The sequence below is a fragment of the Propionispora vibrioides genome (assembly GCF_900110485.1).
GTDB lineage: Bacteria > Bacillota > Negativicutes > Propionisporales > Propionisporaceae > Propionispora > Propionispora vibrioides.
In genome coordinates, this window is record NZ_FODY01000041.1 from 1 (window position 1) to 23711 (window position 23711).

General features: G+C 39.5%; 22 protein-coding genes and 6 tRNA genes. 22 read left to right on the forward strand and 6 right to left on the reverse strand.

Features of this window, described 5'->3' with window-relative positions; genetic code table 11:
- Nucleotides 1–106: 106 nt before the first annotated feature.
- The 17 genes from BMW43_RS20020 (at nt 107) to BMW43_RS20095 (ending at nt 11166) form a co-directional block, all read left to right on the forward strand.
- Nucleotides 107–182: transfer RNA gene (locus tag BMW43_RS20020), tRNA-Lys, on the forward strand.
- Nucleotides 183–187: 5 nt separating this feature from the next.
- Nucleotides 188–262 (forward strand) — tRNA-Glu (locus BMW43_RS20025).
- Between the two features lie 8 nt (nt 263–270).
- A tRNA-Val gene (locus tag BMW43_RS20030) sits at nt 271–346 on the forward strand.
- 35 nt (nt 347–381) lie between these two features.
- A tRNA-Asp gene (locus BMW43_RS20035) sits at nt 382–457 on the forward strand.
- 9 nt (nt 458–466) lie between these two features.
- Nucleotides 467–542 (forward strand) — tRNA-Phe (locus BMW43_RS20040).
- A 186-nt stretch (nt 543–728) separates the two neighbouring features.
- On the forward strand, nt 729–2429 hold the full coding sequence (locus BMW43_RS20045) for a methyl-accepting chemotaxis protein (protein WP_091752128.1): 1701 nt from the start codon (nt 729–731) through the stop codon (nt 2427–2429).
- A 303-nt stretch (nt 2430–2732) separates the two neighbouring features.
- A complete protein-coding gene (locus BMW43_RS20050; RefSeq protein WP_245732648.1) occupies nt 2733–3323 on the forward strand; it encodes a GGDEF domain-containing protein in 591 nt (196 codons plus the stop codon).
- A gap of 132 nt (nt 3324–3455) precedes the next feature.
- Nucleotides 3456–3530, forward strand: a tRNA-Gly gene (locus BMW43_RS20055).
- A 200-nt stretch (nt 3531–3730) separates the two neighbouring features.
- Nucleotides 3731–3967, forward strand: coding sequence for a tyrosine-type recombinase/integrase (locus BMW43_RS21930; RefSeq protein WP_281246142.1), 237 nt, complete (start codon nt 3731–3733; stop codon nt 3965–3967).
- Nucleotides 3968–4099: 132 nt separating this feature from the next.
- Nucleotides 4100–5569 carry an AAA family ATPase gene (locus tag BMW43_RS20065; RefSeq protein ID WP_177173699.1) on the forward strand — a complete coding sequence of 490 codons (1470 nt, stop codon included), beginning with the start codon at nt 4100–4102 and terminating at the stop codon, nt 5567–5569.
- Nucleotides 5570–5925: 356 nt separating this feature from the next.
- Complete coding sequence (locus BMW43_RS20070; protein ID WP_091752140.1) at nt 5926–6531, forward strand: hypothetical protein; 606 nt, start codon at nt 5926–5928, stop codon at nt 6529–6531.
- A 78-nt stretch (nt 6532–6609) separates the two neighbouring features.
- Nucleotides 6610–6786 carry a helix-turn-helix domain-containing protein gene (locus tag BMW43_RS21935; protein WP_369324077.1) on the forward strand — a complete coding sequence of 59 codons (177 nt, stop codon included), beginning with the start codon at nt 6610–6612 and terminating at the stop codon, nt 6784–6786.
- A 148-nt stretch (nt 6787–6934) separates the two neighbouring features.
- Nucleotides 6935–7543: a CHC2 zinc finger domain-containing protein gene (locus BMW43_RS20075; RefSeq protein ID WP_091752143.1), complete on the forward strand. Its 609-nt coding sequence runs from the start codon at nt 6935–6937 to the stop codon at nt 7541–7543.
- Entirely contained in the window at nt 7531–9384 is a 1854-nt protein-coding gene (locus BMW43_RS20080) for a hypothetical protein (RefSeq protein WP_091752146.1), read from the forward strand. The genes BMW43_RS20075 and BMW43_RS20080 overlap by 13 nt, the downstream gene beginning before the upstream one ends.
- A gap of 312 nt (nt 9385–9696) precedes the next feature.
- A complete protein-coding gene (locus BMW43_RS20085) occupies nt 9697–10044 on the forward strand; it encodes a hypothetical protein (RefSeq protein WP_143050674.1) in 348 nt (115 codons plus the stop codon).
- A 60-nt stretch (nt 10045–10104) separates the two neighbouring features.
- A complete protein-coding gene (locus BMW43_RS20090; RefSeq protein ID WP_091752152.1) occupies nt 10105–10644 on the forward strand; it encodes an ERCC4 domain-containing protein in 540 nt (179 codons plus the stop codon).
- A 342-nt stretch (nt 10645–10986) separates the two neighbouring features.
- Nucleotides 10987–11166 (forward strand): hypothetical protein, encoded by a 180-nt coding sequence (locus BMW43_RS20095; RefSeq protein WP_091752156.1) that lies wholly within the window; start codon nt 10987–10989, stop codon nt 11164–11166.
- A gap of 198 nt (nt 11167–11364) precedes the next feature.
- Here the strand turns inward: BMW43_RS20095 and BMW43_RS20100 are convergent, their stop codons facing one another.
- The 5 genes from BMW43_RS20100 to BMW43_RS20120 all read right to left on the reverse strand — a co-directional run bounded on the left by BMW43_RS20100 (nt 11365) and on the right by BMW43_RS20120 (nt 14897).
- Nucleotides 11365–11985: a hypothetical protein gene (locus tag BMW43_RS20100; protein ID WP_091752159.1), complete on the reverse strand. Its 621-nt coding sequence runs from the start codon at nt 11983–11985 to the stop codon at nt 11365–11367.
- Between the two features lie 31 nt (nt 11986–12016).
- A complete protein-coding gene (locus tag BMW43_RS20105) occupies nt 12017–12748 on the reverse strand; it encodes a DUF4145 domain-containing protein (RefSeq protein WP_218140743.1) in 732 nt (243 codons plus the stop codon).
- A 25-nt stretch (nt 12749–12773) separates the two neighbouring features.
- The gene (locus BMW43_RS20110; RefSeq protein WP_091752162.1) at nt 12774–13616 is read right to left on the reverse strand and encodes a hypothetical protein; all 843 of its coding nucleotides are present in this window, start codon (nt 13614–13616) and stop codon (nt 12774–12776) included.
- Nucleotides 13617–13825: 209 nt separating this feature from the next.
- On the reverse strand, nt 13826–14572 hold the full coding sequence (locus BMW43_RS20115; RefSeq protein WP_091752165.1) for a hypothetical protein: 747 nt from the start codon (nt 14570–14572) through the stop codon (nt 13826–13828).
- A gap of 97 nt (nt 14573–14669) precedes the next feature.
- Nucleotides 14670–14897, reverse strand: a complete 228-nt coding sequence (locus tag BMW43_RS20120; protein WP_245732647.1) for a helix-turn-helix domain-containing protein — start codon at nt 14895–14897, stop codon at nt 14670–14672.
- Nucleotides 14898–15033: 136 nt separating this feature from the next.
- Between BMW43_RS20120 and BMW43_RS20125 the strand changes: the two genes are divergently transcribed.
- From BMW43_RS20125 to BMW43_RS20150, 5 genes are all read left to right on the forward strand, one after another.
- Complete coding sequence (locus BMW43_RS20125; protein ID WP_091752170.1) at nt 15034–15450, forward strand: HIRAN domain-containing protein; 417 nt, start codon at nt 15034–15036, stop codon at nt 15448–15450.
- Between the two features lie 699 nt (nt 15451–16149).
- Nucleotides 16150–17343 (forward strand): tyrosine-type recombinase/integrase, encoded by a 1194-nt coding sequence (locus BMW43_RS20135; protein WP_091752176.1) that lies wholly within the window; start codon nt 16150–16152, stop codon nt 17341–17343.
- Between the two features lie 100 nt (nt 17344–17443).
- Nucleotides 17444–18463: a type I restriction enzyme HsdR N-terminal domain-containing protein gene (locus BMW43_RS20140; protein ID WP_091752179.1), complete on the forward strand. Its 1020-nt coding sequence runs from the start codon at nt 17444–17446 to the stop codon at nt 18461–18463.
- Nucleotides 18439–18873: a hypothetical protein gene (locus tag BMW43_RS20970; protein ID WP_143050675.1), complete on the forward strand. Its 435-nt coding sequence runs from the start codon at nt 18439–18441 to the stop codon at nt 18871–18873. The genes BMW43_RS20140 and BMW43_RS20970 overlap by 25 nt, the downstream gene beginning before the upstream one ends.
- A 72-nt stretch (nt 18874–18945) precedes the next feature.
- Complete coding sequence (locus BMW43_RS20150) at nt 18946–23133, forward strand: NACHT domain-containing protein (protein WP_091752185.1); 4188 nt, start codon at nt 18946–18948, stop codon at nt 23131–23133.
- Nucleotides 23134–23418: 285 nt separating this feature from the next.
- Here BMW43_RS20150 and BMW43_RS20155 read toward each other — a convergent pair.
- Nucleotides 23419–23711 (reverse strand): IS3 family transposase (locus tag BMW43_RS20155; RefSeq protein WP_143050574.1); only part of this gene is annotated, 293 nt, incomplete at its 5' end.

Here is a 23711-nt window from a genome sequence, read left to right on the forward strand (position 1 = left end):
AATGGCTATATCTACCTGCGGTATTTGTCGCACCTGTAATTTTTTTAGAAAATGTAGTTGACAATAATATAATGTTGCTATATAATCATATCTTGTGAGACGGCATGATCCACTAGCTCAGTCGGTAGAGCACCTGACTTTTAATCAGGGTGTCCCGCGTTCGAGTCGCGGGTGGATCACCACTCATGGCCCGTTGGTCAAGCGGTTAAGACACCGCCCTTTCACGGCGGTATCGGGGGTTCGATTCCCCCACGGGTCACCATTTTATACGGGCGATTAGCTCAGCTGGGAGAGCGCCTGCCTTACAAGCAGGATGTCGGCAGTTCGATCCTGTCATCGCCCACCAATCACATATTTGGCTGGTCATTCGGCCTTAAGTACGGCCCGGTGGTGTAGTGGTTAACATGCCGCCCTGTCACGGCGGAGATCGAGGGTTCAAGTCCCTTCCGGGTCGCCATTTTATTTTGCCTCGGTAGCTCAGTCGGTAGAGCAGAGGACTGAAAATCCTCGTGTCGACAGTTCGATTCTGTCCTGAGGCACCATATTATGTAGAGGATAACGCATACTTTTAAGTATGTGTTTTTTTGCGTTTTAAAGGAATTGAAGGCGCTTGATTTCTACAAGAAATTACTAGTTTAGATAATATTTTGAAGGAAATCCGAGTTTCTTAGAGAAATTCGTTGAAGAATTATTACTTAGGATGCTTTATAAAAGAAGGAGTGGCAGGTATGAAAATGAGGAGGTTGCCTATGGGCCTCCAGTTGGGGATCATGTTCAGTATAACCATCATCTTGTTGACATCGTTATTGGGGATGTCGTTGTATCAATTAGCCGATAACAACAGCACTGCGGAGAGTATCATTAACCATACAGTTACCCGGGCAATGACTTTAAAGGACGCACATACCGACTTTACCAGAGCCTTGCTGGACATGCGAGGATTTTTATTTTATCCTGACGGGAGTGCGACATATGAGCAAGGGTATCGCAACAATTTAAAAAAGAGCTTGGAGGCTGTTGGAAGATATAACCAGGATTCCACCATGACTGACAGCAAAGAAGAAGGCGGCAAACTTAAGAACTTGGTTGAAGCCTATGTGGCTATAGGTGACAAGGTGATTGCCGCCAAGAAAGCCAATGATCCACTGCTGACTCAGTATACGACTGAGGGGCGGAATTTGGTAAAGCAGATTGATGATCAATTTATCGCTGTATCGACTATCCAGGAGAAATATCTTAATGACAAAGGCCAGGGCATGATCAGCGACAACCAAGGTATGATGGTTAAGCTGGCCGTTGGCAGTCTCTGTATTTTGCTGCTTGCGGTTGCTTTAGTTAGCTGGTATGGACGGAACCTGGCGGGACGGCTTAAAAATGTTAGTCAGTCGCTGGCTCAAATTGGTGAGTTGGATCTTACTCAACCTGACTTACATCCAACCCGCAATGATGAAATTGGCGACATGGGACTGGTTATTATAAAAATGCGCCATACCTTAAAGGAATTTACTCAAAGAATTCAAACCAGCAGCTCCTTGCTGGCCTCTTCCAGCCAGCAACTGAGCGCTACGGTAGATGAGCAAATCAAGTCGGTAGACTCAGTGGCTCAAAGCATTCAGGACATTGCGGCCGGTTCGGTACAAAATGCTAACAGCATCAATGACATTTCGGCGACTCTGGAGCAAATTTCGGCCGGAGCCGAACAGGTTAGTGCCGGTGCCGGTGAACTGGACTATAATACGCAGACGGCGGTGGCTGAGGCTGAAGCGGGGATGAAACTGCTGCAGGAAGTTGTCAGTCAGAATGAAACAGTCAGTCAGGCGATGGCGGATATCAATTCGGTAACGGCCAGCTTGGCCCAGGGGTCAAACGATATCAAAGGCATTGTGGCCCTGATCAACGGAATTGCCGGACAGACTAACCTGTTAGCCTTAAATGCCGCCATTGAAGCGGCGCGGGCCGGTGAGGCAGGCCGCGGCTTTGCCGTGGTGGCCGAGGAAGTGCGGAAGCTGGCGGAACAAAGTGCCGGAGCTACGCAGAATATTGAAGAAATTATTGAAAAAATGGGCAGTGAAATCGAGCATGCCGTACAAAGCGTTGGCAATGCCAGCGAAGAAGTGAAGAGGGGATCGGAAACAGTCTATAATACCCAACAGGGCTTTGTGGCGATTAATGAAAAACTGATGAGTGTTAAGGAAGGAATATCCCAGATTGCAGCATCGGTCAAAGAGATGGCGCAGGGAACGGAAGGCATGGTCGCCGGGGTACAGAATATCAGTGCTATCGCGGAAGAGACTTCTTCCAGTGCGCAGATGGTGGCGGCCTCTGCCGAGGAGCAAAACGCCAGCATGCATGAGATCAACTCCAGTGCGGGCGCGCTGTCCACGATGGCTGGGGAGCTCAAGCAAATCGCAACTCAGTTTAAGATATAAAAGACTTGCCAATAGACAAGCTGCCGGAGCCTCCGGCAGCTTGTTTTTTAGAACAAGTTCTGCAGGTAAACAGAAGAATTCTCTCGAATAGCCTTTAGCAGATATGCATCGCCGATGAATAGGCGCGTAGATAATGCCAATAGGATGGCTGCGCAACAAATTATTTGCTAACTCTTAGCGGGTATATAAAAACTCGTGACGGGCGTATCTGAGGTAGCTACAATCGGAGGAATGGTTATATTGGACATTTCATTTGCAACCAAGGCGCCGTTTATTATTTTTGCTAATGTATTGCTATTACACATGATAGGATATTTTGCTCAACAGTACTTTTCCGCCGAAATAGTCTGGTTAGTAGTTGGAATTATTGACGCCTTCTTTGGTTTTAAGTGTGGCTTATATATCCGAAACATTTTTAAGGATGAATTGACAGGACTATATAACCGAAGTTTTTTTGGGCTCTTTCTAAAAAAGGTTTTGTTGGACGTGAGAAGTAAGAAAATCTCCGTTTCCTTACTTATGGTAGACATTGATGACTTTAAGCAGGTTAATGATACCTACGGGCATTTAGTTGGCGACATAGTATTAAAGCAAATCGGGGTTATTCTTCAAAAGAGTATCAGAAGGACCGATTGTGTTGTCCGTTGGGGTGGCGAGGAATTTGCTGTTATTCTTCCCGATACGGAGAGAGAAGGGGCGACAAGGCTTGCCGAACGACTTAGACAGAGTGTGGCCGGCTTTGATTTTAACTCTTCACCGGCAATTCTAAAATTGACAGTTAGTATTGGGGCGGTCAGTTTGTGCGACAGTGTGGAACAGGACGATCTCATTAGGCAGGCAGATAAGGCCTTGTACCAGGCGAAGCAAACGAAAAATACTGTTGTCTTTGTATAACTTGCGGGTAATGATAGGGCGGCATCTTGTATTTTATAGCTCGATAGGGTATAATAATATGCGTTGGGGAGTATACCCGACGGTGTACATTTGAGATTGAATATTGTGTAATCCTTGTAGTTCCTATATTATGCGGGCGTAGCTCAGTGGTAGAGTACCGGCTTCCCAAGCCGTGGGTCGCGAGTTCGAATCTCGTTGCCCGCTCCAGGAAACTTAAGCCTTCTAGCGATTTGCTAGAAGGCTTTTTTGTGTTTGGGTAGGAACGTGGGTAGGAATAGAGAAAAAATAATACGTTTTATGGAGTAGAACTATTAAAAAAGGATCTACTAAAACGCGAAGGTACACGAGAAGCACCAGGAGTGGCACAAGGAAAAACTAGGGGATAATTACGGGATAATAATTGGATCATTGGCGGGACCTTTGGCAAGTGCTATTACCCTAAGCATTTTTCGCCCAAGAAGTATAAAGACTTGCTTAAAGCGGCCGGCATAGACAAAAGTTTTACTTTTTATGATTTGCGGCATACTCATACAAGCCTGTTGCTGCTAGATGGTATTAACCTTAAGATCGTGCAGGAAAGGCTTGGGCACGCCAGTATTGAAATGACTTTGGATACCTATTCGCATTTACTTCCGGATATTTAAGATGTGGCTGTGCAGGCTGTTGCGGCGTTTTTAGTGGGGTAACGATTTTGTAAAGGATTAGATGAATTTAGCAGGACTTTCTGTAAAAAGAGTAAATTATTAAAAAATGAATTTATAATGGAGTTGATAGTATTGCATGATTACATTGAATTAGAAATTAATCAAATAAAAAATCTTACTAACCTACGCCTTGAATTGCCTCTTGAAAAAGGATTGTATGCGGTTGTTGGTACTAACGGATCAGGAAAAAGTACACTAATGCTAGCGCTTTCCCAATTAATACGAAAATCTTCGTTATCTAAGCTTAGCTCTTTAGATTACAATCAAAATTCTTTTGTGAAATTTAAGTTTGATGGCCGAGAGGATTGCTGGGTGTATAGCCAAGGCTTTAAAAGATGGGAAGTTAAATCCCATCCATCTGAAATTAGATTGCCAGGATTTTATGAAGGAAGCATATTTTATGGAACAAGATTTTCTGATGCATCAATTGCAGAATCTGTGCTTCCTGAATTGATACAAAAAAATCATATTGTTGATGCGGATTCATTTATAATTGAAAAACTAAGTATAATTCTTCATGGTGATAAAGAGCACTATAAAAAATTAAAGAGAATCAGAAATAGGAAAATTGCAGATTCTTTTGGATTTAAGGGAGTGCCTTATTTCTATGAAACTTCAAGAGGTATTATTAGTCAATTAGCAATGAGTTCAGGCGAATGTATGCTTATTACACTACTTCATTTTGTTTATAATGTAATTATAAGAGGGAAAATATCAAAGGATACAAAACTCATATTTCTTATTGATGAGGTGGAATTAGCTATTCATCCTGGAGCTATTAATAGGCTTGTCAGTTTTATGGAAGAATTGATTAGAGAATACAATTTAACAACGGTCTTTTCATCGCATTCTGCTGAAATAATTAGGCGAATAAATCCTAGGAATATTTTCCAAATAGAAAATGATGAGGGGAATATTACCATTAATAATCCTTGTTACCCAAGTTATGCAATTCGTGATTTATATGTACAAGATGGATTTGATTATTTAATTCTTGTGGAAGATAAACTTGCGAAAAAATTTGTAGATAGAATAATTCTTATGAATGATTTGTTTTGTAGTAAGTTAATTTATGTACTTCCAGCAGGTGATTGGTTTAGTAATTTAAGGTTACATTCTGATTTAGCTAAGAACAATATATTGGGAGTTGGTAAAAAGATTATTAGTGTTTTAGATGGCGACATTATAGAACAAGCAAACACAAAGGATGAATATAAAGGATTGCCAAAGTTATTTTTACCAATAAAGTCGGTTGAAAAATATTTATACTCAAAGATTATTCGTGAAAATGATAGAGCTTTTATTAAATATATTGGCGATAAATATTTTCGAGTTAGAGGTCTTGCAGAAATTATCAGCGATTATAGGCAAAACTTTGAAGTAGAGAAAGACAAAAACGGTAAAAAATTATACGATGTCTTAATATCCAATTTAAACAAAAATGCTATTTTAGAAGATGATTTTCTGACTTATTTTTGCGATGACCTTATAAAGCTACTTAATACAAATAAATTTAAGTCTCAATTAGAAGCGCTATTATAAATGAATGTGTAAGGCAGGCAATAGACAATAGAAACAGTAAAAAAACATGTACCTGGAAAATATAAAACCCGGCAAGTGCTGATTTTGCTGGGTTTTGTTCATTCCAGAAACTGTATAAAATAGCTTTTGGTGTACTTCGGAACCGGATGCGCAGGTTCGATTCCTGCTGGGCGCACCATTTAACCATTAGCTTTCAGGGATTTAAACCTTGAAGGTTTTTTGCTTTTTATGACCCAGGCAGGCAATACAGAAAAAAACTAGTAGATTTTATAAAAGTATGTTGATTTAATTTTCAATTTAGATTAATATTTTAACTGGACGGCAGATGTCTAGTTAAAAGGAAAGGAGGTAGTTTTTTGACACCAGATGAGGTGCTTATGGAGTTGCGGTCAATGGATGTAAATATAACAAGACGTACATTATTACGTTATGAAAAGGCTAATTTAATACCTGAACCCATAAGAGGTGGACAGGGCAGAGGTAAGGGCAGAACAACAGATTATCCAGATAGTACAGCGTCAGAGGCATTTGCCGCATACTATTTATTAAACGGTAACCCTAGTTATAGAGTAGAGACTGTGGCCAGTGCTCGAAAAACTATATTAAGTTGGTTGGAGAATGGGGTGGATTCTCAAGATATAACTGATATCTTGAGAGATAAAAGACCTTATATTTATGGCGAATCGGTATATATGACTTGGTTCATCTATAAAATGATTTTTTTCAAAAAAATTAGGTTTGATAGAGGAATTTTCTGGGTTGATTATCCTTCTGTTGGGCATTTACTGAATAGTGATAAGGACTTTGAAAATGAGTTTCCTGTTCTTTCACCTGATAAAAATTTAAATTTGATCGAGAATGATCTTGGAATTGTATATCTGTTTGAAAATGCAATAGCAATTAAGCACTGGACTTGGAAAGAAAAAAAATGGGTGACACATTGGGTTGAAAGGCAAACTTAAAAGTACCGACCTATCGGTATTTTTTTTAAGAAATAAACGAGACACATCGTGTCTAGTACAACTAAGGAGAGATGAGCAATGGCAAATGGGAAAAAGCTATACGATTTAAATGAGGCATTAACGATTATTCCCATGAGTAAAGCGGGGATTTATAAGGCGTGCACAGAGGGGAAGATCCCTTCAGTAAGGGTCGGCCGTAGAGTATTTATACCGTCCTGGTACATAGAAAAGATTATAAGTGAGCCTGGGGCCTAAGAAAACAAAAGCCGCCCCCGGTAGGACGGCAGAGGGCGGTGAATAAACTTGTCATTATTAATTTTAACAGGACAAGCAGACATCAAGCAAATAAAAACAATCCCTATAGTTAACGTATGGCAAGGCTGTGGGGGTGGGACGGTGCAGTATGGCTGATTTTATTATGGATCAATGCGCGATACAGGCCATAAAGCAAACCTTGGATCCGAGGGAACTGGTAGAACGATATACCGATATTACCTTCAAGAAGAAAGGTCGCTATTTGTGGGCCTTATGCCCGTTACATAATGAGAAAACGCCCAGCCTCATGCTTAATCATGATAAAGGGAAAATTCGTTGTTTCGGCTGTGACTGGTTTGGCGATAGTCTGGACTTCATTGCGGCGGTTTGGGGCGTAACTTTAGCGGATGTGATTAAAACGTTAGCAAATGACCTGGGCTTGCATAGCAATAGCCCAGAAGAACGGCGGGCTATTAGGTGTAAGATCAAGCAGGACAGGCAGCAGCGCCAGGCTGCAGCAAAATTCAAGCAAGCTGTAGACAGCGCATTTATAAAGCTGATAGCCATAGGCTGGCGGGCTCAGGAAATAGTGAACGCTATAAAACATACAGGCGACTTGGACCGGCCGGAAGTAGGACAGGCATTCGATTTGCTATGTATGATTGATGTAATTTGTGATGATCTTGCCAGTAATGAACCGGAGCGGCAACGGGCCGGGCTGGCGAGGGCGGGGAGGTTCGGGCTTTGGGAGACATGAAAGACAATATTGTGGATTTAGTTGGCAAGATGAAGGACAAGCCGGACGAGCAGAAGGTAACAATCCGGAAAGGCATGATAGGGATTGAAAAACCTACGGACTATGATAAAGAATGGAATGATCTATTCTTTGGAACCGCTTACCAAGTTATCAAGGGCAAGCTCTATCGTGTCACCGTCAAGGATAATGGCGAAATCAAGCAGCAAAATCTGGCCAATTTCGCGGCCCGGATTGTTAAAGAAATTATGCGGGATAATGGACAGGAAATGTCCTTAATTTTTGTGATTGATGGCATGGTATATGGTGGGCATAAATTGGCAGCTGTGCAGGTGCCTGCATCCAAATTTAATTCCATGGCCTGGGCAGTGGATGCCTGGGGAGCTGCTGCTAATCCTGCCCCTGGAAGTGGTGCAAAAGATTATTTACGACACGCTATACAGCATACAGGAGAACAATGTGAGAGACAGACTGTATACGGGCATATGGGTTGGCGTTTGATTGCAAATCAATGGTACTACCTTCACGGGGCGGGGGCGGTCGGTGATATAGAAGGTAAACTATCTGTGGACTTGTCAGCGGATAATTTGGAGCGATATAGCTTGCCTGCCGGCCAGGTCAATTATTCGGCAGCAATGAGTAAGTCCTTGAGGATTCTGGAGTTAGTACCGCGCGAGACATTCTTTACACTGTGGGCAGTTGTGTTCCTAGCCCCCCTGTGTGAGATTATGCGCCGAGGAAACTGCGAACCGTCCTTTTTAATCTGGCTGCTGGGACATTCCGGCGCCATGAAGTCTAGTGTGGCGGCGTTAATGCTTACCCATTTTGGTGACTTTCCCAATAAGTTAACTTTGCCGGCCAATTTCAAAGATACACCGAACCTATTAGAGCGGAAATCATTCCTGGTTAAGGATTGCCTGTTTGTGGTGGATGACTTTCACCCGCCAACGAATAAGAAAGAGGCGGATCGAATGGATGAGGCGGTCCAGCGGTTAAGTCGTGGCTATGGGGATCGACATGGGCGGGGGCGGCTCAATGCGGATTCGACAGCCAAAAAGACATATGCGGCGCAGGGGCTTTGCATTATCACCGGAGAGGATGTAAGTAGCATAGGGCAAAGTGCAGCTGCCCGGCAGGTCGTGATCGAATTACAAAAGGGCGATATCGACACGGAGACTATGACAGAACTGCAGGCTGATGCAGAGCAATATAGCATGGCCATGCGGGGCTTTCTGGAATGGCTTATACCACAGATGGGGACGCTGCCGCAACAATTTCATGAACAGTTTATTCAATTACGGAAAATGGCCAGCAATGACGAGCAACATAAAAGGGTGGCCGAGGAAATCAGTTGGCTGTATATGGGATTTGCGGCCGGGCTTGAATATGCGGCCAGTGTGGGGGCGATTGATGAGGATAAGAAAGTCGAACTAGTTAAAGAATCATGGCAGGTCTTTACGGATTTGGGGGCTAAGCAGGCTTTCCGGAGTAACGAGGAAAAAACCACAGTACGCTTTGTTAAGGCCCTGGTTGATTTACTGGCAACCAATACAGTGTGGGTAAAGGATATTCATGGTAATGATAGCGAGGGCCAGGGGCAGTTTATTGGCTGGTATGATGACCAGTATTACTATTTGATCATTGGCAAGGCTTTATCGGAAGTCGTGAAATATTACCAGGCACAAGGCAGTTTCTTTAATACGACGTCGCAGACCTTAGGAAAGCGATTGGCGCAGGATGGGTTCATAAATGCGGTAGAAAACCAAACATCATTATTGAAAAAAATCGAGGGTAAACCTCGACGAGTGATATATCTTCGAAAGGCTTGTTTAAAAAATCTATAGGGGGATAGGGTAAAAAACGGTGTTGCCGGCGTTACCGCAGCCTATCAAGCTAGGAAATACGTGGGTTTATGCGGTAACGCCGAGCAAAAAAACGGCGTTACCGGGACGTTACCTTCGGCGTTACCGGTTATAGTGAGTCATAAGAAGAAAGTAGGAGGTAACGCCGTTGGTAACACCAAGGTAACGCCGAAAAAACGAACGACGTTACCGGGTTAGCCTAGTAATGGCGCGGGTTTGAAGGGGGTGGTAACGTCGGTAACGGCAAAAAAACCTATAACCCTATATACTTTTTTTTATAAAGGTGAGCTGGCCATGAAAATACCAATACCGGGAATGGACTTTCAAGTAAAAGAAAAGCGGCAAAATGAACCGCTAAGCGTTGAACAGATTGTTAAAGCCATTTATGAAGGATCTTTTCACGGAGCAGCACTGTTGCCGGTCACGCTGGCCTATCAGTCGATATTAGGTCCGGCCTGTTGGATTTGCAGTAATGAAGAGCAGGCAATGTATAAGCGGCAGTGGGAATCAGGTCTAGTCTTTTCGGTAGATGAATTTAAATTGATCGTGGCCACACAAGACATGGAACAGCTAAAGACAGTCATTATGACGAAGCGTGCTTTTAACGGGGAGATAGGCAGGGCGGCGGGGGATGAGACATAACATTTAAATAATGACTTAATACAGTAGTCTGAGAAAATAGCGTTAAAAGGGGGCGGGAAATTGATTACTCATTACCATTACACAGAAAGTGAACTGAAAGCCTTATTGCAGTCGCTTACAGTTCTGATTGATACCCGGGAGCAGGAGAACGGCCATATTACAAGCTATTTTGAGAAGCGAAACATAGCCTACAAAAATCGTAAACTGGACTTTGGAGATTACAGCGTCATGCTACCGGCTAATGATGAATTAGGGATATGGCGGGATCTGTATTTTGATAGTGCTATCGTTGTAGAGCGTAAAAATAGCCTGGAAGAATTAAGCAGCAACCTTACCAATGGCCGGGCGCAGTTTGAAAGTGAATTGATACGCAGTGCAGGCGCCAAGGTTTTATTGATGATTGAGGGCGGGAGCTATGCGGATATCATTGGTCATAAATACAATACCCAGTATGAGCCTAAAGCCTTCCTGGCGGCATTAAAAACTTATGAAGTGCGTTATGGCTTGGGGATTAACTTTATACCGCCCGCCCTGGCTGGCAACTTCATTTACCATACGATTTACTATTTTTTACGCGAACAGTTAAAGCGTATTGCCTAGGGGTCGGGATATCGGATCGTGGGAGCAGGCGGTTAGGAAATTAGCTGGGAGAACTTTTTTTGAAACGGAGCGCAAAAGGAGCGTTTTAAAAGGAGCGCTCCTTTTCGAAAGGGAGCGTTACTATTGTAAACCGGAGTGCTGCCCTTTTGTTACCAATGGAAAACGATGTAAGGGGGTGAATTCTGAAAGGTCAGGAATACCCAGGAAAGGTTTGCTAATAGGGGGTATCTGGGGAAATAAGCGCTTGCTGCTGATGCAGCCGTTTTCTTGTGGCTATAAGTCGGGTGCGGCAAAAGCACTACATTCTAAAAACAACTTAAATAACTGAAGGGGAGATTATTTATGAAAAATGTAAAAATGGAAAAACAAGGTGAACTGTTAACGATTACGATTGACCTATCTAAGCGATATGGCAAAAGCAGCAGCGGAAAGAATATCATTGTGGCCAGCACAGAGGGCAATCAGTCGGTACCGGAGACGGATTATAAGATAGGCCTGAATGTCTATATAAAGGCAGAGTAAGAGTGATAGACTGGCAAGTAAATAGTAGTATGGCAAGAAAATAACCCGGGCGCAATCCCGCCCGGGACAATTTAAAAGGACGTTGCTTTGCATTGATAGGTAAGAGTTTGGGCATTGCCCTCTGTATAAAAAATATGGCCAGATCCCCGGGTCAGGGGACTTGGCCATATTTTATACGATTTGAATTAAGTGAGAAAGCTAAGAAGCATCATTCATTCCTAAGCTGCCCAATACTCGTAAGGCTAGATCGATATATTCCTGAGCTTGACTAGGCTTTAAATTGAAATCTAATTCGTGTACGCTTTTGTTTCTTAATATACGAAGTTGTTCGATTATTTCACTTATATTAATGGATAGCATATTTTTTTCTACTAGTATTTTTAAAATATCAGTTGGTGTAGATTTCTTAAGATAGAATAGGTTGTTCTTTTTTGCATATCTCACAATGGCATCTTCTATTAATAACCAGGCTTCTAGAATTGCTACACGAGGGTTATCGGTTGCTAATTTGTCAAAATAAGTTGTTAATTCTTTATGTGTAACAATAATTAATGAGCTATTGATGTCAGAACTTACGGTTTTAGAGGGAGTTGAGGCCATCTCATTTGGAGTCATTTCAGGAAGGTTTGCCACCTCGGCAAGATTCTTTGCTTCTTTTATCCCTTTATCAAATTCAAGCTGTATATTATAGATTTTCAGATTCTTAAGGTAAGGAAGTAATTCGAGAATAGGTTTTTTTAAAATAAGAATCACAATGATTATTGATGCTGGCCAAGCAAGAGCATTAATTGAGCTTGAAAAGAATGTTAACCAATCCATAGTGACCTCTCTCTTAAAACATGTTAATTTATTAAGGCTTTGTTGTTTTATTTCGCTTTTCAATAGATTTTAGTTGCCCTTTAGGTAGATCATCGTACAGCTTACTGATCATCTTTGGCTGTGTTATGAGGTGCTCTGTGATTATATTTATTAAAGTAAAGAGCTTATGTACTATTTCAATATTATCGTTTAAATCAATATAGCCGGGGTGAACAGCATTGTTACCGATTATACGAACAATATCAAAAGCTTGCTGTAATCTTTGAGGCAATCCTTCGTTAACAAGATACTTTATGTCCTCATTGATATTGGTACCCTTAGCTCCAAGATGCTTAGATAGTTTCTGTAATACTAATCGCAAAAGGGCGGCAGAGCCACGGGGTGAAAGATGTGCAATTGAACGAGCTTCCTCGTAGTCTGCCAATAACTCATCAGGCAAATCTTCGTGAGGGGCTGGCAACGAATTTATTGCTTTAGCAGGATATAGGATTGCAATTCGTGGTTTTCTAACTGGTTCATCGTGTAGAGGGCTATATTCGTAATCTAGATCCTCGCTAAATATCGATATATGCTCTAAAGTTACGCCGCTACAAACTGGACATAAAAATAAGTTCCAGGTATCGTCTTCCCAGATTAAGTTTTCTTCGGAGTTCCAGAAGCGGTTGTAGGTGGATATAAGATGCATATAAGTCTCGTTGTTGCAGTGTAGGCAGTTGATTACTTTTCCGTCCTTTTTGCTTACATCAAGATCAGGATTGTTCATTTTGTCTCCCCTTAGTTTAATCGTTTCATATTAGATTATTTATTAAGGCAAATAAGTTTGAGTCATATACAGTAAAAGGAAGCTCGTGGTTGGTTGAAGATTCATAGGCTGCAACTGTTTCAGGTGTTATTTTATTTAGTATGTTTTGCCACCTTTTCACCCGATCGTTTTTATTATCAAGATCCATTCTTAATGCTAAATTTCTGAGTAGGTGATGGAGGCGGCTTACTGTAATTACTATAATTGTGTATTTAACAGGGTTATTATTTGGTCGAATATCAGGTAGAGCCATAACTACATATTTGCCGTCCGCCAATGATGTCGATCCCGCGTCATGTGCTGCCGATGGTAGTGTCGGATGTTTTATTTTACATAGCCATTTATAAGCCGCATATATTCGCTGCCAATATATTTCAAATTCCATATCGGTCATTACTTTTCCGAGAATTATTGATTCTTCTTTCGCTTGAATAGCTTGAAATTTACAGAGATCTTTAATACTCCAAGGAGAATCACCGTATTTCTGGCTGGTTAATTTATTTACTCTATCTGGATGGCCTAATAAAGAGCTAGCAATAAGTGCGTGTTCAAAAGTTGCTGCGGCAATGGAGCCTGCCTGTGAAGTGTAACCTATTAAAAGTAAATTCCAAATTGCACGGAGATCATTTAGAGTGCGCTTTAAATACGGAGCTAGAATTTGTAAATCGGCATTTTGTTTATTACATGGGAGTGTTAATAATTCAACTCCACATTCATAACATTCTTCTAGTGGACTTTGAAATGGCTTAAGAACATCTGATAACACTATAGTAGCTGCGATTTCTGTCTTAGACGTTTCCTTCCACAAGCCAGCAGCACTTTCATTCATAATTATCACTTACCTTGCTTTAGAGTAGATCACGATAATTCTTTGGTTAGAAATATAACAATAGCGTTGTCATGGCTAAACATTTTATGACAGATATATTTCCATTTTTATACATTGTTCGCCGAAAGGCAAATGATTCCTGCGATATGCATAAAAAAGCCGGCTCGACGGCCGGTTTTAAGTTAAGAAATCTGTAGGGTCACTCCTGATTAACTATTGTTGCTTAATTCACCTGATAAATCTGTCACCATTTTATTCATAATTTCCTTACATTCTTCTAATAGTTGTTTTATTCTTCTTTCTAAAACTTCATTTTTGGTTGTTCTCCATAGCTGCTTATCATTTTCACGAAAAGACTCTTCTACTTGCAAATAAAAATTCAATAAAATGTTTCTCATATTAATTGGTAAATACAAACTCCATAGAACAGTTTTATCGTTAATAATACTGGCGATTTCCATCATTTTTTTTTTAAGATCCTTTTGCATTAATAGTTCAATCATTTCTTTTGCTTGTTCTTTATCTGTATTCCATGTAGTTACTATTTTGTTAATTCCGTTTTGATTACAATCAAGCTTTTCTAATGTGTTAACTACATCATTAGTAGAAGTCATCGTGAGTATCTCCACTGGTCCCCATAAGAAAAGTTGAAGTTCGCCAAACATATAAAATAGTCTTGTCAGATATTTATGCATGTCCATGTATGCTTCATGTCGTTTTATGGTCCAAAGTTTAAAATCTTCGTTTCTCCTAATATGGTTAAACTTTACTTGCTCTGTAAGAAGTGTTAAGCGTTGATCATAGTACTTAATATCTTTATCTAACTCGGCTTTTTGTTTTTGCAATTTCTTATTAAATGAATGCTGTTTATGGAACGCATAATACCCCCACAAACCGATTGGAATAGGACTGTATTTTAATACCATGTCAATTATGTTTGAGATTCCTGTATCCACGTTAATACCTCGTCATAATAAATATTCTCTAACTAAGAAGGGAACAGTCAGGACATTGAGAATCTTGCCGGATTATTCAGGTTAGGAGAATAATTCATTAGTTTTCCTTGGCTTGATCGTCTTGTATATATTCTAGTAAATCTCCGGGCTGACAGTTGAGGGCAGCGCAAAGCTTGTCTATAACTTCTAATGATACATACTCATTTGTGTTGAGTTTAGCCATAGTTGCTTTTGAGATGCCAGTCAGTTGAATAACGTCTTGTTTTTTCATATCTCTATCAATTAATAGCTTTAAAAATGGTTTGTAACTAATCAAAACATTCACCTACCTTTGTTTAAATAATAATACTAAAAGTTCAATAAGTCAAACTAAAGTCTTGACATCTTGGCGCAGTGATAGTATACTAAAGTTAGATAAGTTGAACTTTAGTATTATAAAACAAACTAAGGCGGTGCTGGAAATGCTAAAATCAATTGCAATGACATTATCAAACTCTTTGGTAAAACATGGACTGCCCCGCCCCCAAGCCCTAAAGCGCGCCTGGGCAATGGCCAAGCAGGGCCAGTTTAATGCGAAGGCTGTTGGTGTAACCTTTGGGCTTAGACAAACCGCTCTAATGCGTTTGAAGAAGTACAGCAAGGAAGTCATAACTATCCTTTTGGTCCATGAGCCAAACCAATACGATAAAAACGCCGTAGCAGTCAAAGTAAGCGTTAACCGGGGGCGGGCATTCACGATAGGATATCTGCCTAAGCTAACAGCTTCTTTGTGGGGGCGGTTAGTGGACAAGCAGAAAGCCGCTGCCAAAATCGTAAAGATTACGGGTGGCAACGGCAAGAATTTGGGAATCAATTTTAAGTTGCAGCTAGTGGCTTGATTTGTATCTGGGAGGTGTTACATGCAAGAAAGTAAAAGGAATGCTCCTGTTCGCCGGCAAGCAAAAACAGGAGCGTAAGCAGGACCTTTATAAAATACCCGCTCACTGTCATTTTAACATAGTGGTCGGGGGCGGGCAATTGGAGAGTGAGAAGATGTATTTATCTAACCAATTATGCTCAGATTGTGGCCATAGGCTTTATGTTACTTGGTCATGGCCGCCAGTGATCACTGGGAAGCCCTTCCCGCTAATCTTTGTTTGTCAGAATTGTGCTTTACAGCAATGCTTGGATGGATATGCAGTAAAGAAGCCTTTCCCCAATGACATGATTATAACGCCGAAAGGCTCAAACGTACTATTGCGCCATTATGATGCCTATAACCAGGCATTGCCGTTTATGCAAAATGGACGTTTCATAACTAATGATTAATTAAAGGGGTGCAGTGATGGAGACGAAAGTAATGATTATGCAAACAGATGGAACTAAAACAAACGTATTTATTTATGGAGTTAAGTCGACTCAGGAATTATATAGGTCCATGTCAGAAGCATTCAAGCTTGAAGATTGTAAGATCTATTACATAGATGATATTGACGTCTTGGCCAGAGCTATGACCGCTTAGGATTAATTAACTGTTGTGTTATGTGGGGGGATGAATTATCCCTCCATAAATAATGTTATTGTTAGGGGGCTAACTTATGGCTAAAGAACGCTCTAACGGCGAATGTACGGTATTTGAACGCAAGGATAGACCAGGAGTATGGCGTGGACAAGCTGTATGGATAAATGCTGCAACAGGCCAGCGCATTGTTAAAAGCTTTGATATCTCAAAAGGGACTGAACTCCAGAAAAAACGCGAGGCATTAAAAAAAGCCCAGAAATGGCTGGACCAGGTACAAAACGGATTAATGCCGGACGCTGACAAAGTCACTGTGGGTGATTGGATTGACCGGTGGTTACAAGACTACGTAAAACCTAATGTAAGGATAAAGTCGTTCGATAAATATGAGGGATGCTTATGTGACTATGTAAAGCCTAAGTTTGGCAATATGCTATTAACCAAAGTAAAAGAACCCGATTTGCAGAGGTTTTTTATTTGGCTATTGTCTGATGGTGGTAGAAAAGGTCAAGGATTATCTACCAGTACAGTAAAGGCAACAAGACGATATTTGAGCATGTGCTTTGACCAGGCTATAAAGTCCGGACTACTCTTAAAAAACGTAGTGAAGGACACTAGGCCCATTAAACTAGTGAAGAAGGATATTATGCCGCTAGATAAAGAACAGGCTGCAGCGTTAACTAATATAGCTAAGACTACCGGAGAAATGCAACATATGGCCATATTACTGGCACTATCTACTGGTATGCGACTTGGTGAGTTATTCGGCTTAAAGTGGGATTGTGTTGATTTGAATAAGGGTGTAATTCAGGTAGTTCGGGCTCTAGTTACCAGTAAATCCGGACAGTTATTTCAAGAGCCGAAAACGGCTGCATCTCGCCGCAAAATACCTTTGCCGGCAGATGTCACTAAGGAACTGAGAAGGTATAAGAAATGGCAGGACTGGCAACGACATTTGATGGGCGATAAGTGGGAAGAAAATGACTTAGTGTTGGCTAATAACTATGGCCGGGTAGTTGATACAAGTAATTTTACATCTAGGTACTTCAAGACTATGTTAGTTCAAGCTGGAGTCGATAGGAGCGTAAAATTCCATGATCTGCGGCATACTCATGCAACATTACTGTTATTACAGGGGGTAAACGTGAAAGTGGTGGCGGAGCGGTTAGGGCATACAAGCATAAAGATGACGCTGGATACTTATAGTCATGTACTTCCGGATATGCAGGAGGCGGCGGTAAAGGCTTTGGAAGGAATGTTTTGCATAAGATAATAAAAGGGTATTTAATAGGCCGAAAGATTTTAGTATTATTAAACTAATAGCTATATTTTAATTTAATGGTTTCTAACTTCAAGTTTTTAAGGGGTGGGTAATGATTTTAATTAAAGAAATAACTAATTTGGATTTCAACGGTAAAGGAGAAGCTTTTGTAGAGCAAAAATTTATTACTCCCTTATTAGAGGCTTTAGGTTATGAGCATCATAGAGATTATGAAGTGGTACGTCATGGTGATAATAACGCCTCCTTTAAAGTGAAATATCCTCCTGTTGAACAAGGTGCAAAGACGGTAAAACATTACAATCCTGATTATATTCCAACCATACGTAAAAAAATGTTTTGGGTTATTGAAGCCAAATCTCCGAGTGTAGAATTTCCTTTCGAGTATAAGTATATAGTTCAAGGGCTTCAATATTGTCTCCATCCGGAGATACAAGCACAATACCTAGTTATTAGCAATGGAGTTCAAACTTCCATATATGCACCACTCGCATCTTTAGTATTGGAAAGAGAGATATATGAACCTATTCTTTCTTTTTCTTCAAAAGAGTTATTAATTAAATGGAAAGAAGTTCATGGATTATTATCGGTTGAACGTTTACGGGAAAACCTAGAAATTATGCTTCAACAAATGTACGAAAAAATATCGTTATCAAGTCTTGATATAAATTATCCTCAAAAGTTAGCTTCACAAATAACTTCAAATAAAGATGTTATAAGTGCTAAAATTGAGAAGCACATAACGCATCTTTATTGTGAAAAATACAATAAAGAACGGTCAACTTGGCAAGAGCAATTAAGGAGTTTATCTTATCAGGATTTATACCGTATACTTGATAATCCGCTCGGAGTAGGCAAAACAGTGGCTGATTATTATGTGGAAAAAGCATTATTGGTAGAAACTCCAGATGTAGTTTACTCTAATTTAATAAAAGACTATGAAAAGCAATCGATTTTTCGAAAAGAGCAAACATTTGTCGGATTGTGTGTATTGTTCAATAGTACTAGCGAAAATAAAAAAATTAAAACAACAATAGAAAGTTTTATTAAAAAATATGCAGATGGCGAATTAAAGCTGAATGTGCGGGATTGCGGTTTTTTCGTAAATATTTAATTCTTCATGTTTATCCACCAACCCGAGAATTGATAAATCAATATTTAAAAACTGCACCAGAATTAGAAAGATATGTAGATGGTCCAAATTCTCTTAAATTAACATATTTATCTGAAATAATAAGTCATAAAAAATATTTTGAAGTTTTTAAAAAATCTAAGGAAGAAGATTTAATAGTGTTTTGTAGTGAAATTGAAGTATGGGAATCTAAATTTGATACTGAATTCTGGGAAGCTAGAAAAAAGCTGGAGGTCTCAGAAAAACAAGCTGGGGGTTATGAATCATATGGTAAAAATAACCACCATTGGGCCTTTAAAAATATTGTTAATAACTTCATAAGTAATTTTTGTTGGAAAATAGGTTTCTACTTAACTTATTATGGCAGGTTTTCACCTGTCTTTTTTATTTAATAAGGTCCCATATTAAATTCAATGTTGATATAATAGCATTCAAGGGGACAATGAGTCGTAGGGGGATTGTGTATGTCGGCAAAATATAAATGGAACCGCTTTTGGTGCTCGCGTGATAAATTTGTAAATTTAGATAATGGGTTCCTATATGATCCGCAATCTGAATATGGAAAATATCACAATCCCAATGCCAAACCTTTGGAAGAGTTTTTAAGCTATCAATGCTTAGTTTTATTAGGAGATCCTGGCCTTGGTAAGTCATTTGAAGTTGAGATGAATAGACCTCTTACTATTAATGAAAAAACTGAGAATGAGAAAGAATTACTTGTAAATTTAAATACTTGCCAAAGCGATCATCAACTTGAGAAGAAGATATTACATAATCCTATATTTGAGTCTTGGCGCAATAGTGATCATCAAACTCTATATCTTACTCTTGAAAGTTTTGATGAATGCTTGATTCGCGTAGAGATTTTAAATAATTTATTACTTGAAATACTTAAAGAAAGTCCAATTGATCGGTTATATTTACGTATTGTTTGTCGTACAGGCTACTGGCCATCTGCATTAGAAATCGGGTTAAAGAAATTATGGGAAAAGGACGCTGTAAAGATTATAGAGCTTATGCCTCTGCGTCGAGTAGATGTGGAAAATGCTGCACGTATGGAATCTATAAATATTAGTGCTTTTATGGCAAAGATAGCTAGTCAAAACATTTCTTCTTTTGCTGCTAGACCAATAACTTTAAGGTTTTTACTCAATCGATTTAAGGCATCGGGAGATTTACCAGGAAATCAAATAGAGATGTACAATGAAGGCTGTTTAATGCTATGTGAAGAGGTAAATCCTTTTAGGATAAATACTAGCACTGCTGGAAGTTTATCTAGTAAAGCTCGTCTTATAGTTGCTTCAAGAATAGCCGCCGCACTTATATTTACAGGAAAGACTACAATTTGGAATGCTGCTAATTGTGGAGACATTTCTGTCGATGCTATTCCTATTCAAGCGTTAATTGGATTTGAACAGATAGATGGGCAGCCTATCCTGATTGATGAGCGTGTATTACAAGAAACATTAGCTACTGGAATTTTTTCCTCGCGTGGGCAAAATCTTTTGGGATGGGCGCATCAAACTTACGGTGAATTTTTGGCGGCCAACTATTTGAAGCTTCATTCCGCTAAGGAAAAGATAATCATGTCTTTAATTTCAGTAAATTATAGAAACGGAAAACGGCTAATACCTCAACTTTTTCCTGTAACCGCGTGGATTGCAGGAATGATTCCAACCATGTTCCGCCAAGTAATGAAGATGGAACCTGAGGTATTGCTATTGGGTGATATTGCTGCAACAACTGATTGCTTAAAAGCCGAGTTTGTAGAGGCGTTTTTAACTCAACTAGATAATACGGGGGTTATTGACTGGGCAATAAGTGGAAACCTAAGATACGATAGAGTAAAGCACTCAGGACTTGCAGAGCAGCTTAAATGTTACTTATCAGACAAGGCAAAAAATGAGACAGTAAGAATTGAAGCTCTAAATATCGCTAAGGAATGTGGGCTTGAAGAGCTTGGAAATATAATAAGTGATATTGCTTTAGACGTGAGTGATAATCAGGAGGTTCGAAGCACTGCTGCATTTGTCGTCTCTCGCATTGGAAAAGATAATGATAAAGCAAAGTTAAGAACAATAGTATTTACTGAGGACCAAGATAGCCATAACAAATTAAAAAGATATGCACTATTAGCTGTATGGCCTAATTCTATTACAGCAGAAGAGCTTTTTAGTATATTAACTCCAACTCAAAGAAATAACTACTTAGATAGTTCTTTCATATCAGACCATATTTTGAATGGATTGAAGCCTTTAGATTTGCCTATTGCAGTAAAGTGGGTTTTATCTCAATATAATGATGAAGAAATGACGATTCTTGATATATTTCCAGAAAAAATACTACAACTTGGATGGAAAAACTTAAACGTTCCAGGAGTAATTGAAAGTATAATTCCTGTTATTTTACGTAGAATACGGAACTATAAAAGTATTTTTGGGGAAAAATATTGTTTTTCAGATGATGATATGACTAGGCGGAGAATGTTTTTTGAATTCTTGATAAGTAATTATGAACTGAATCAAGAATTAGCACAGGATATCGTAAGTAGCAATCCTTCACTTATTTATACTGAAGATATTAATTGGTTGTTGGAAAAGTTAACATCAAATATATTACCAAGTAGAGATGAGCAAAGATTTTGGGCGTATTTATTAGATCATATTTGGTATCGAGGAGGTAATCTACCTGATGTGAGTGCACAGATCTTCGCTATATATCAAAAAAATCCCGATATAGCTGATATTTTTGCAAGCTCTTTTTCTGCTATTGAGTTGTCTTCAAAATATGCTGAGAAACAGAAAGAGTATTATTTGAAGCGAAAAGAATGGGAAGTGAGAGAAGAAAGAAAAGCAAAGACAAAGAATCGTGATGGCTTTAACATGAAAGAAAGAGTGAATACATTTGTAGAAAGAGTGGAAAGCGGAATTTTAAATGATTGGTGGAATTTGTGCCACTTACTAACATTTGATGAATCCGGAGATCAACTTAAGAGTGATCATTTATCAAATATTGCAGATCTGCCGGGGTGGAAAATTATTGAAGGAAATCTCCAATCAAGAATTATTGCCATTGCCGAACTTTATTTAATTAATAGAAACCCTGAGCCAGATAAGTGGATTAGTTCAGATAAGTTTTATGCGCCTGATTTTGCCGGATTTAAAGCTATTCGTTTATTATATTCACATTCTCCTGAGCGGCTTGAAATAATTCCTATTGAGGTTTGGAAAAAGTGGATACCAGTAATTATGTGCTATCCAGAATGGGTTGATAATCAGGATGGAGAATTTCACCAACGAGTTATTAAATTAGCACACACAAAAGATCCAACACAAGTTATTAGTTCTGCATTAAAAGCAATTGATAAGGTCATTAAAAACTCAGGATACTTATATAGACTTAATAAGTTTGATTACATCTGGAATGATGATCTAGCCGCATCAGTCTTTGCAAAACTTAAGCGGCGTGGGATAAAGAGTGAGGTAATGTCATTTTTATTACAAAAACTATCATTGATAAAGTACGAACCTGCAATAAAGCATGCGAAAATTAATTTGAAAACTAGAAGGAACAGAGAAAAGGCGATTATATACACCCAATTTCTTTTAGATTCTGAGGGTTTGTGTGTGTGGAATTTAATCATGGAGACTATGAAAATTGATGTAGAATTTGGCAAAGAGTTAATGTTAAGTATGACGTCTCCATGGGATAATATGGCATTAAAATTGATGCCGAAATTAAATGAAGAGCAGCTTGGAATCTTATATCTTTGGATAGTAAAACATTTTCCTTATGAAGAGGATCCACATCACGAAGGAGTATATTCACCAACGCCTCGTGATGATTTAACAAAAGTACGATCTAAAGTATTAGAACTCTTGGTTGAAAAGGGCAGCGATGAGGCAGTCATTGCACTATCAAAAATCGTAAAAGAATTACCTAAACATGATTGGTTAGTAGTTATTTTAAATAGAGCCCAAAAAGCAAGGCACCAAAGAATTTGGATGCCTCCTACCTCAGAGGAGGTTTTATCTCTTATTAAATCCAATAGGTCAAGGCTTGTAAAAAATGGAGATCATCTTCTGGAAGTAGTAATTGATGGGCTACGGCAGATACAATATAAAATGCAAGGTGAGACACCGCTTGCATTTGCTTTATGGGATAAAGTAAGAGATCACCAATATAGACCTAAGTCTGAAAACGATTTTTCAGACTTGATTAAAGTATTATTGGAATACGAGTTAGTAAACCGAGGCGTTGTTCTGAATCGGGAAGTTGAGATTCGACGAAACAGGGGCGGAACTTCAGGTCAACGGACAGACATTCATGTTGAAGCGGTTTCTAATACAAATACCAATGATGTTGTAAAGGTAATTATTGAAGCCAAGGGATGCTGGCACGATAAGCTTGAGTCTGCAATGGAAACACAATTGGCTAACGGTTATCTTAAAGAAAACGAATGTAATCATGGTGTATATCTTGTTGGTTGGTTTAATTGTAAACAATGGGATCCAGATGACAAAAGCAGCAGAAGGCAGGCTTTTAAAAATGATTATGTAGGCTTGGTAAGAAAGTTGGACAGGCAAGCTGAACAACTTTCTATTGGGGATGTTTTAATCAAGGCATTTGTTATTGATGTATCTTTAAGATAGTTTAAGGGTAACTACGTTGGGTAGGAACGTGGGTAGGAATAGCCAGTAAAAAACAGTAGAATTTATATAACGAGTAGAACAACTATAGGCCGCAAACCCTTGATTATATTGACTTCGGGGTAACTAGATAAAATCAGTAAAAGTCCAGTTTTCCAATTCCCAAGCCGTGGGTCGCGAGTTCGAATCTCGTTGCCCGCTCCAGGAAAATAAAAGCCTTTCAGCAGATGAACCGCCCCAGGAAAGATAGACACAAAAGAGAAAAGCCAATCGTAGAATATCTTTGTGTTAAGCCGACTGACGCCGTTTTTCGGCTGGCGTCAGTCGGTATTTGATTTGGAAACGCTCGAAATTGTAAAAATGGATGTAGTCGTCAATCAGTTCCTGAGCCTGTGTTAAGGTTTGGATCTTCTGGCGGTGAATGCACTCTGCTTTGAGAATAGAAAAGAAGTTTTCAGCCATAGCATTATCGTAAGGATTTCCTCGTCTTGACATAGAGGGCATAATGCCATATTCTTTAGTCAGGTTGAAATATGCTTGTGAGGTGTATTGAAACCCCTGGTCGCTGTGGAGGTAGAGTT

What these genes read in the sequence shown, in the direction of transcription:
- BMW43_RS20045 (WP_091752128.1), top strand. Translation starts at nt 729, where the DNA reads ATGAAAATGAGGAGGTTGCCTATGGGCCTCCAGTTGGGGATCATGTTC.
- BMW43_RS20050 (WP_245732648.1), top strand. Translation starts at nt 2,733, where the DNA reads ATGATAGGATATTTTGCTCAACAGTACTTTTCCGCCGAAATAGTCTGG.
- BMW43_RS21935 (WP_369324077.1), top strand. Translation starts at nt 6,610, where the DNA reads ATGGCAAATGGGAAAAAGCTATACGATTTAAATGAGGCATTAACGATT.
- BMW43_RS20075 (WP_091752143.1), top strand. Translation starts at nt 6,935, where the DNA reads ATGGCTGATTTTATTATGGATCAATGCGCGATACAGGCCATAAAGCAA.
- BMW43_RS20085 (WP_143050674.1), top strand. Translation starts at nt 9,697, where the DNA reads ATGAAAATACCAATACCGGGAATGGACTTTCAAGTAAAAGAAAAGCGG.
- BMW43_RS20095 (WP_091752156.1), top strand. Translation starts at nt 10,987, where the DNA reads ATGAAAAATGTAAAAATGGAAAAACAAGGTGAACTGTTAACGATTACG.
- BMW43_RS20100 (WP_091752159.1), bottom strand. Translation starts at nt 11,985, where the DNA reads ATGGATTGGTTAACATTCTTTTCAAGCTCAATTAATGCTCTTGCTTGG.
- BMW43_RS20105 (WP_218140743.1), bottom strand. Translation starts at nt 12,748, where the DNA reads ATGAACAATCCTGATCTTGATGTAAGCAAAAAGGACGGAAAAGTAATC.
- BMW43_RS20110 (WP_091752162.1), bottom strand. Translation starts at nt 13,616, where the DNA reads ATGAATGAAAGTGCTGCTGGCTTGTGGAAGGAAACGTCTAAGACAGAA.
- BMW43_RS20125 (WP_091752170.1), top strand. Translation starts at nt 15,034, where the DNA reads ATGCTAAAATCAATTGCAATGACATTATCAAACTCTTTGGTAAAACAT.
- BMW43_RS20135 (WP_091752176.1), top strand. Translation starts at nt 16,150, where the DNA reads ATGGCTAAAGAACGCTCTAACGGCGAATGTACGGTATTTGAACGCAAG.
- BMW43_RS20140 (WP_091752179.1), top strand. Translation starts at nt 17,444, where the DNA reads ATGATTTTAATTAAAGAAATAACTAATTTGGATTTCAACGGTAAAGGA.
- BMW43_RS20150 (WP_091752185.1), top strand. Translation starts at nt 18,946, where the DNA reads ATGTCGGCAAAATATAAATGGAACCGCTTTTGGTGCTCGCGTGATAAA.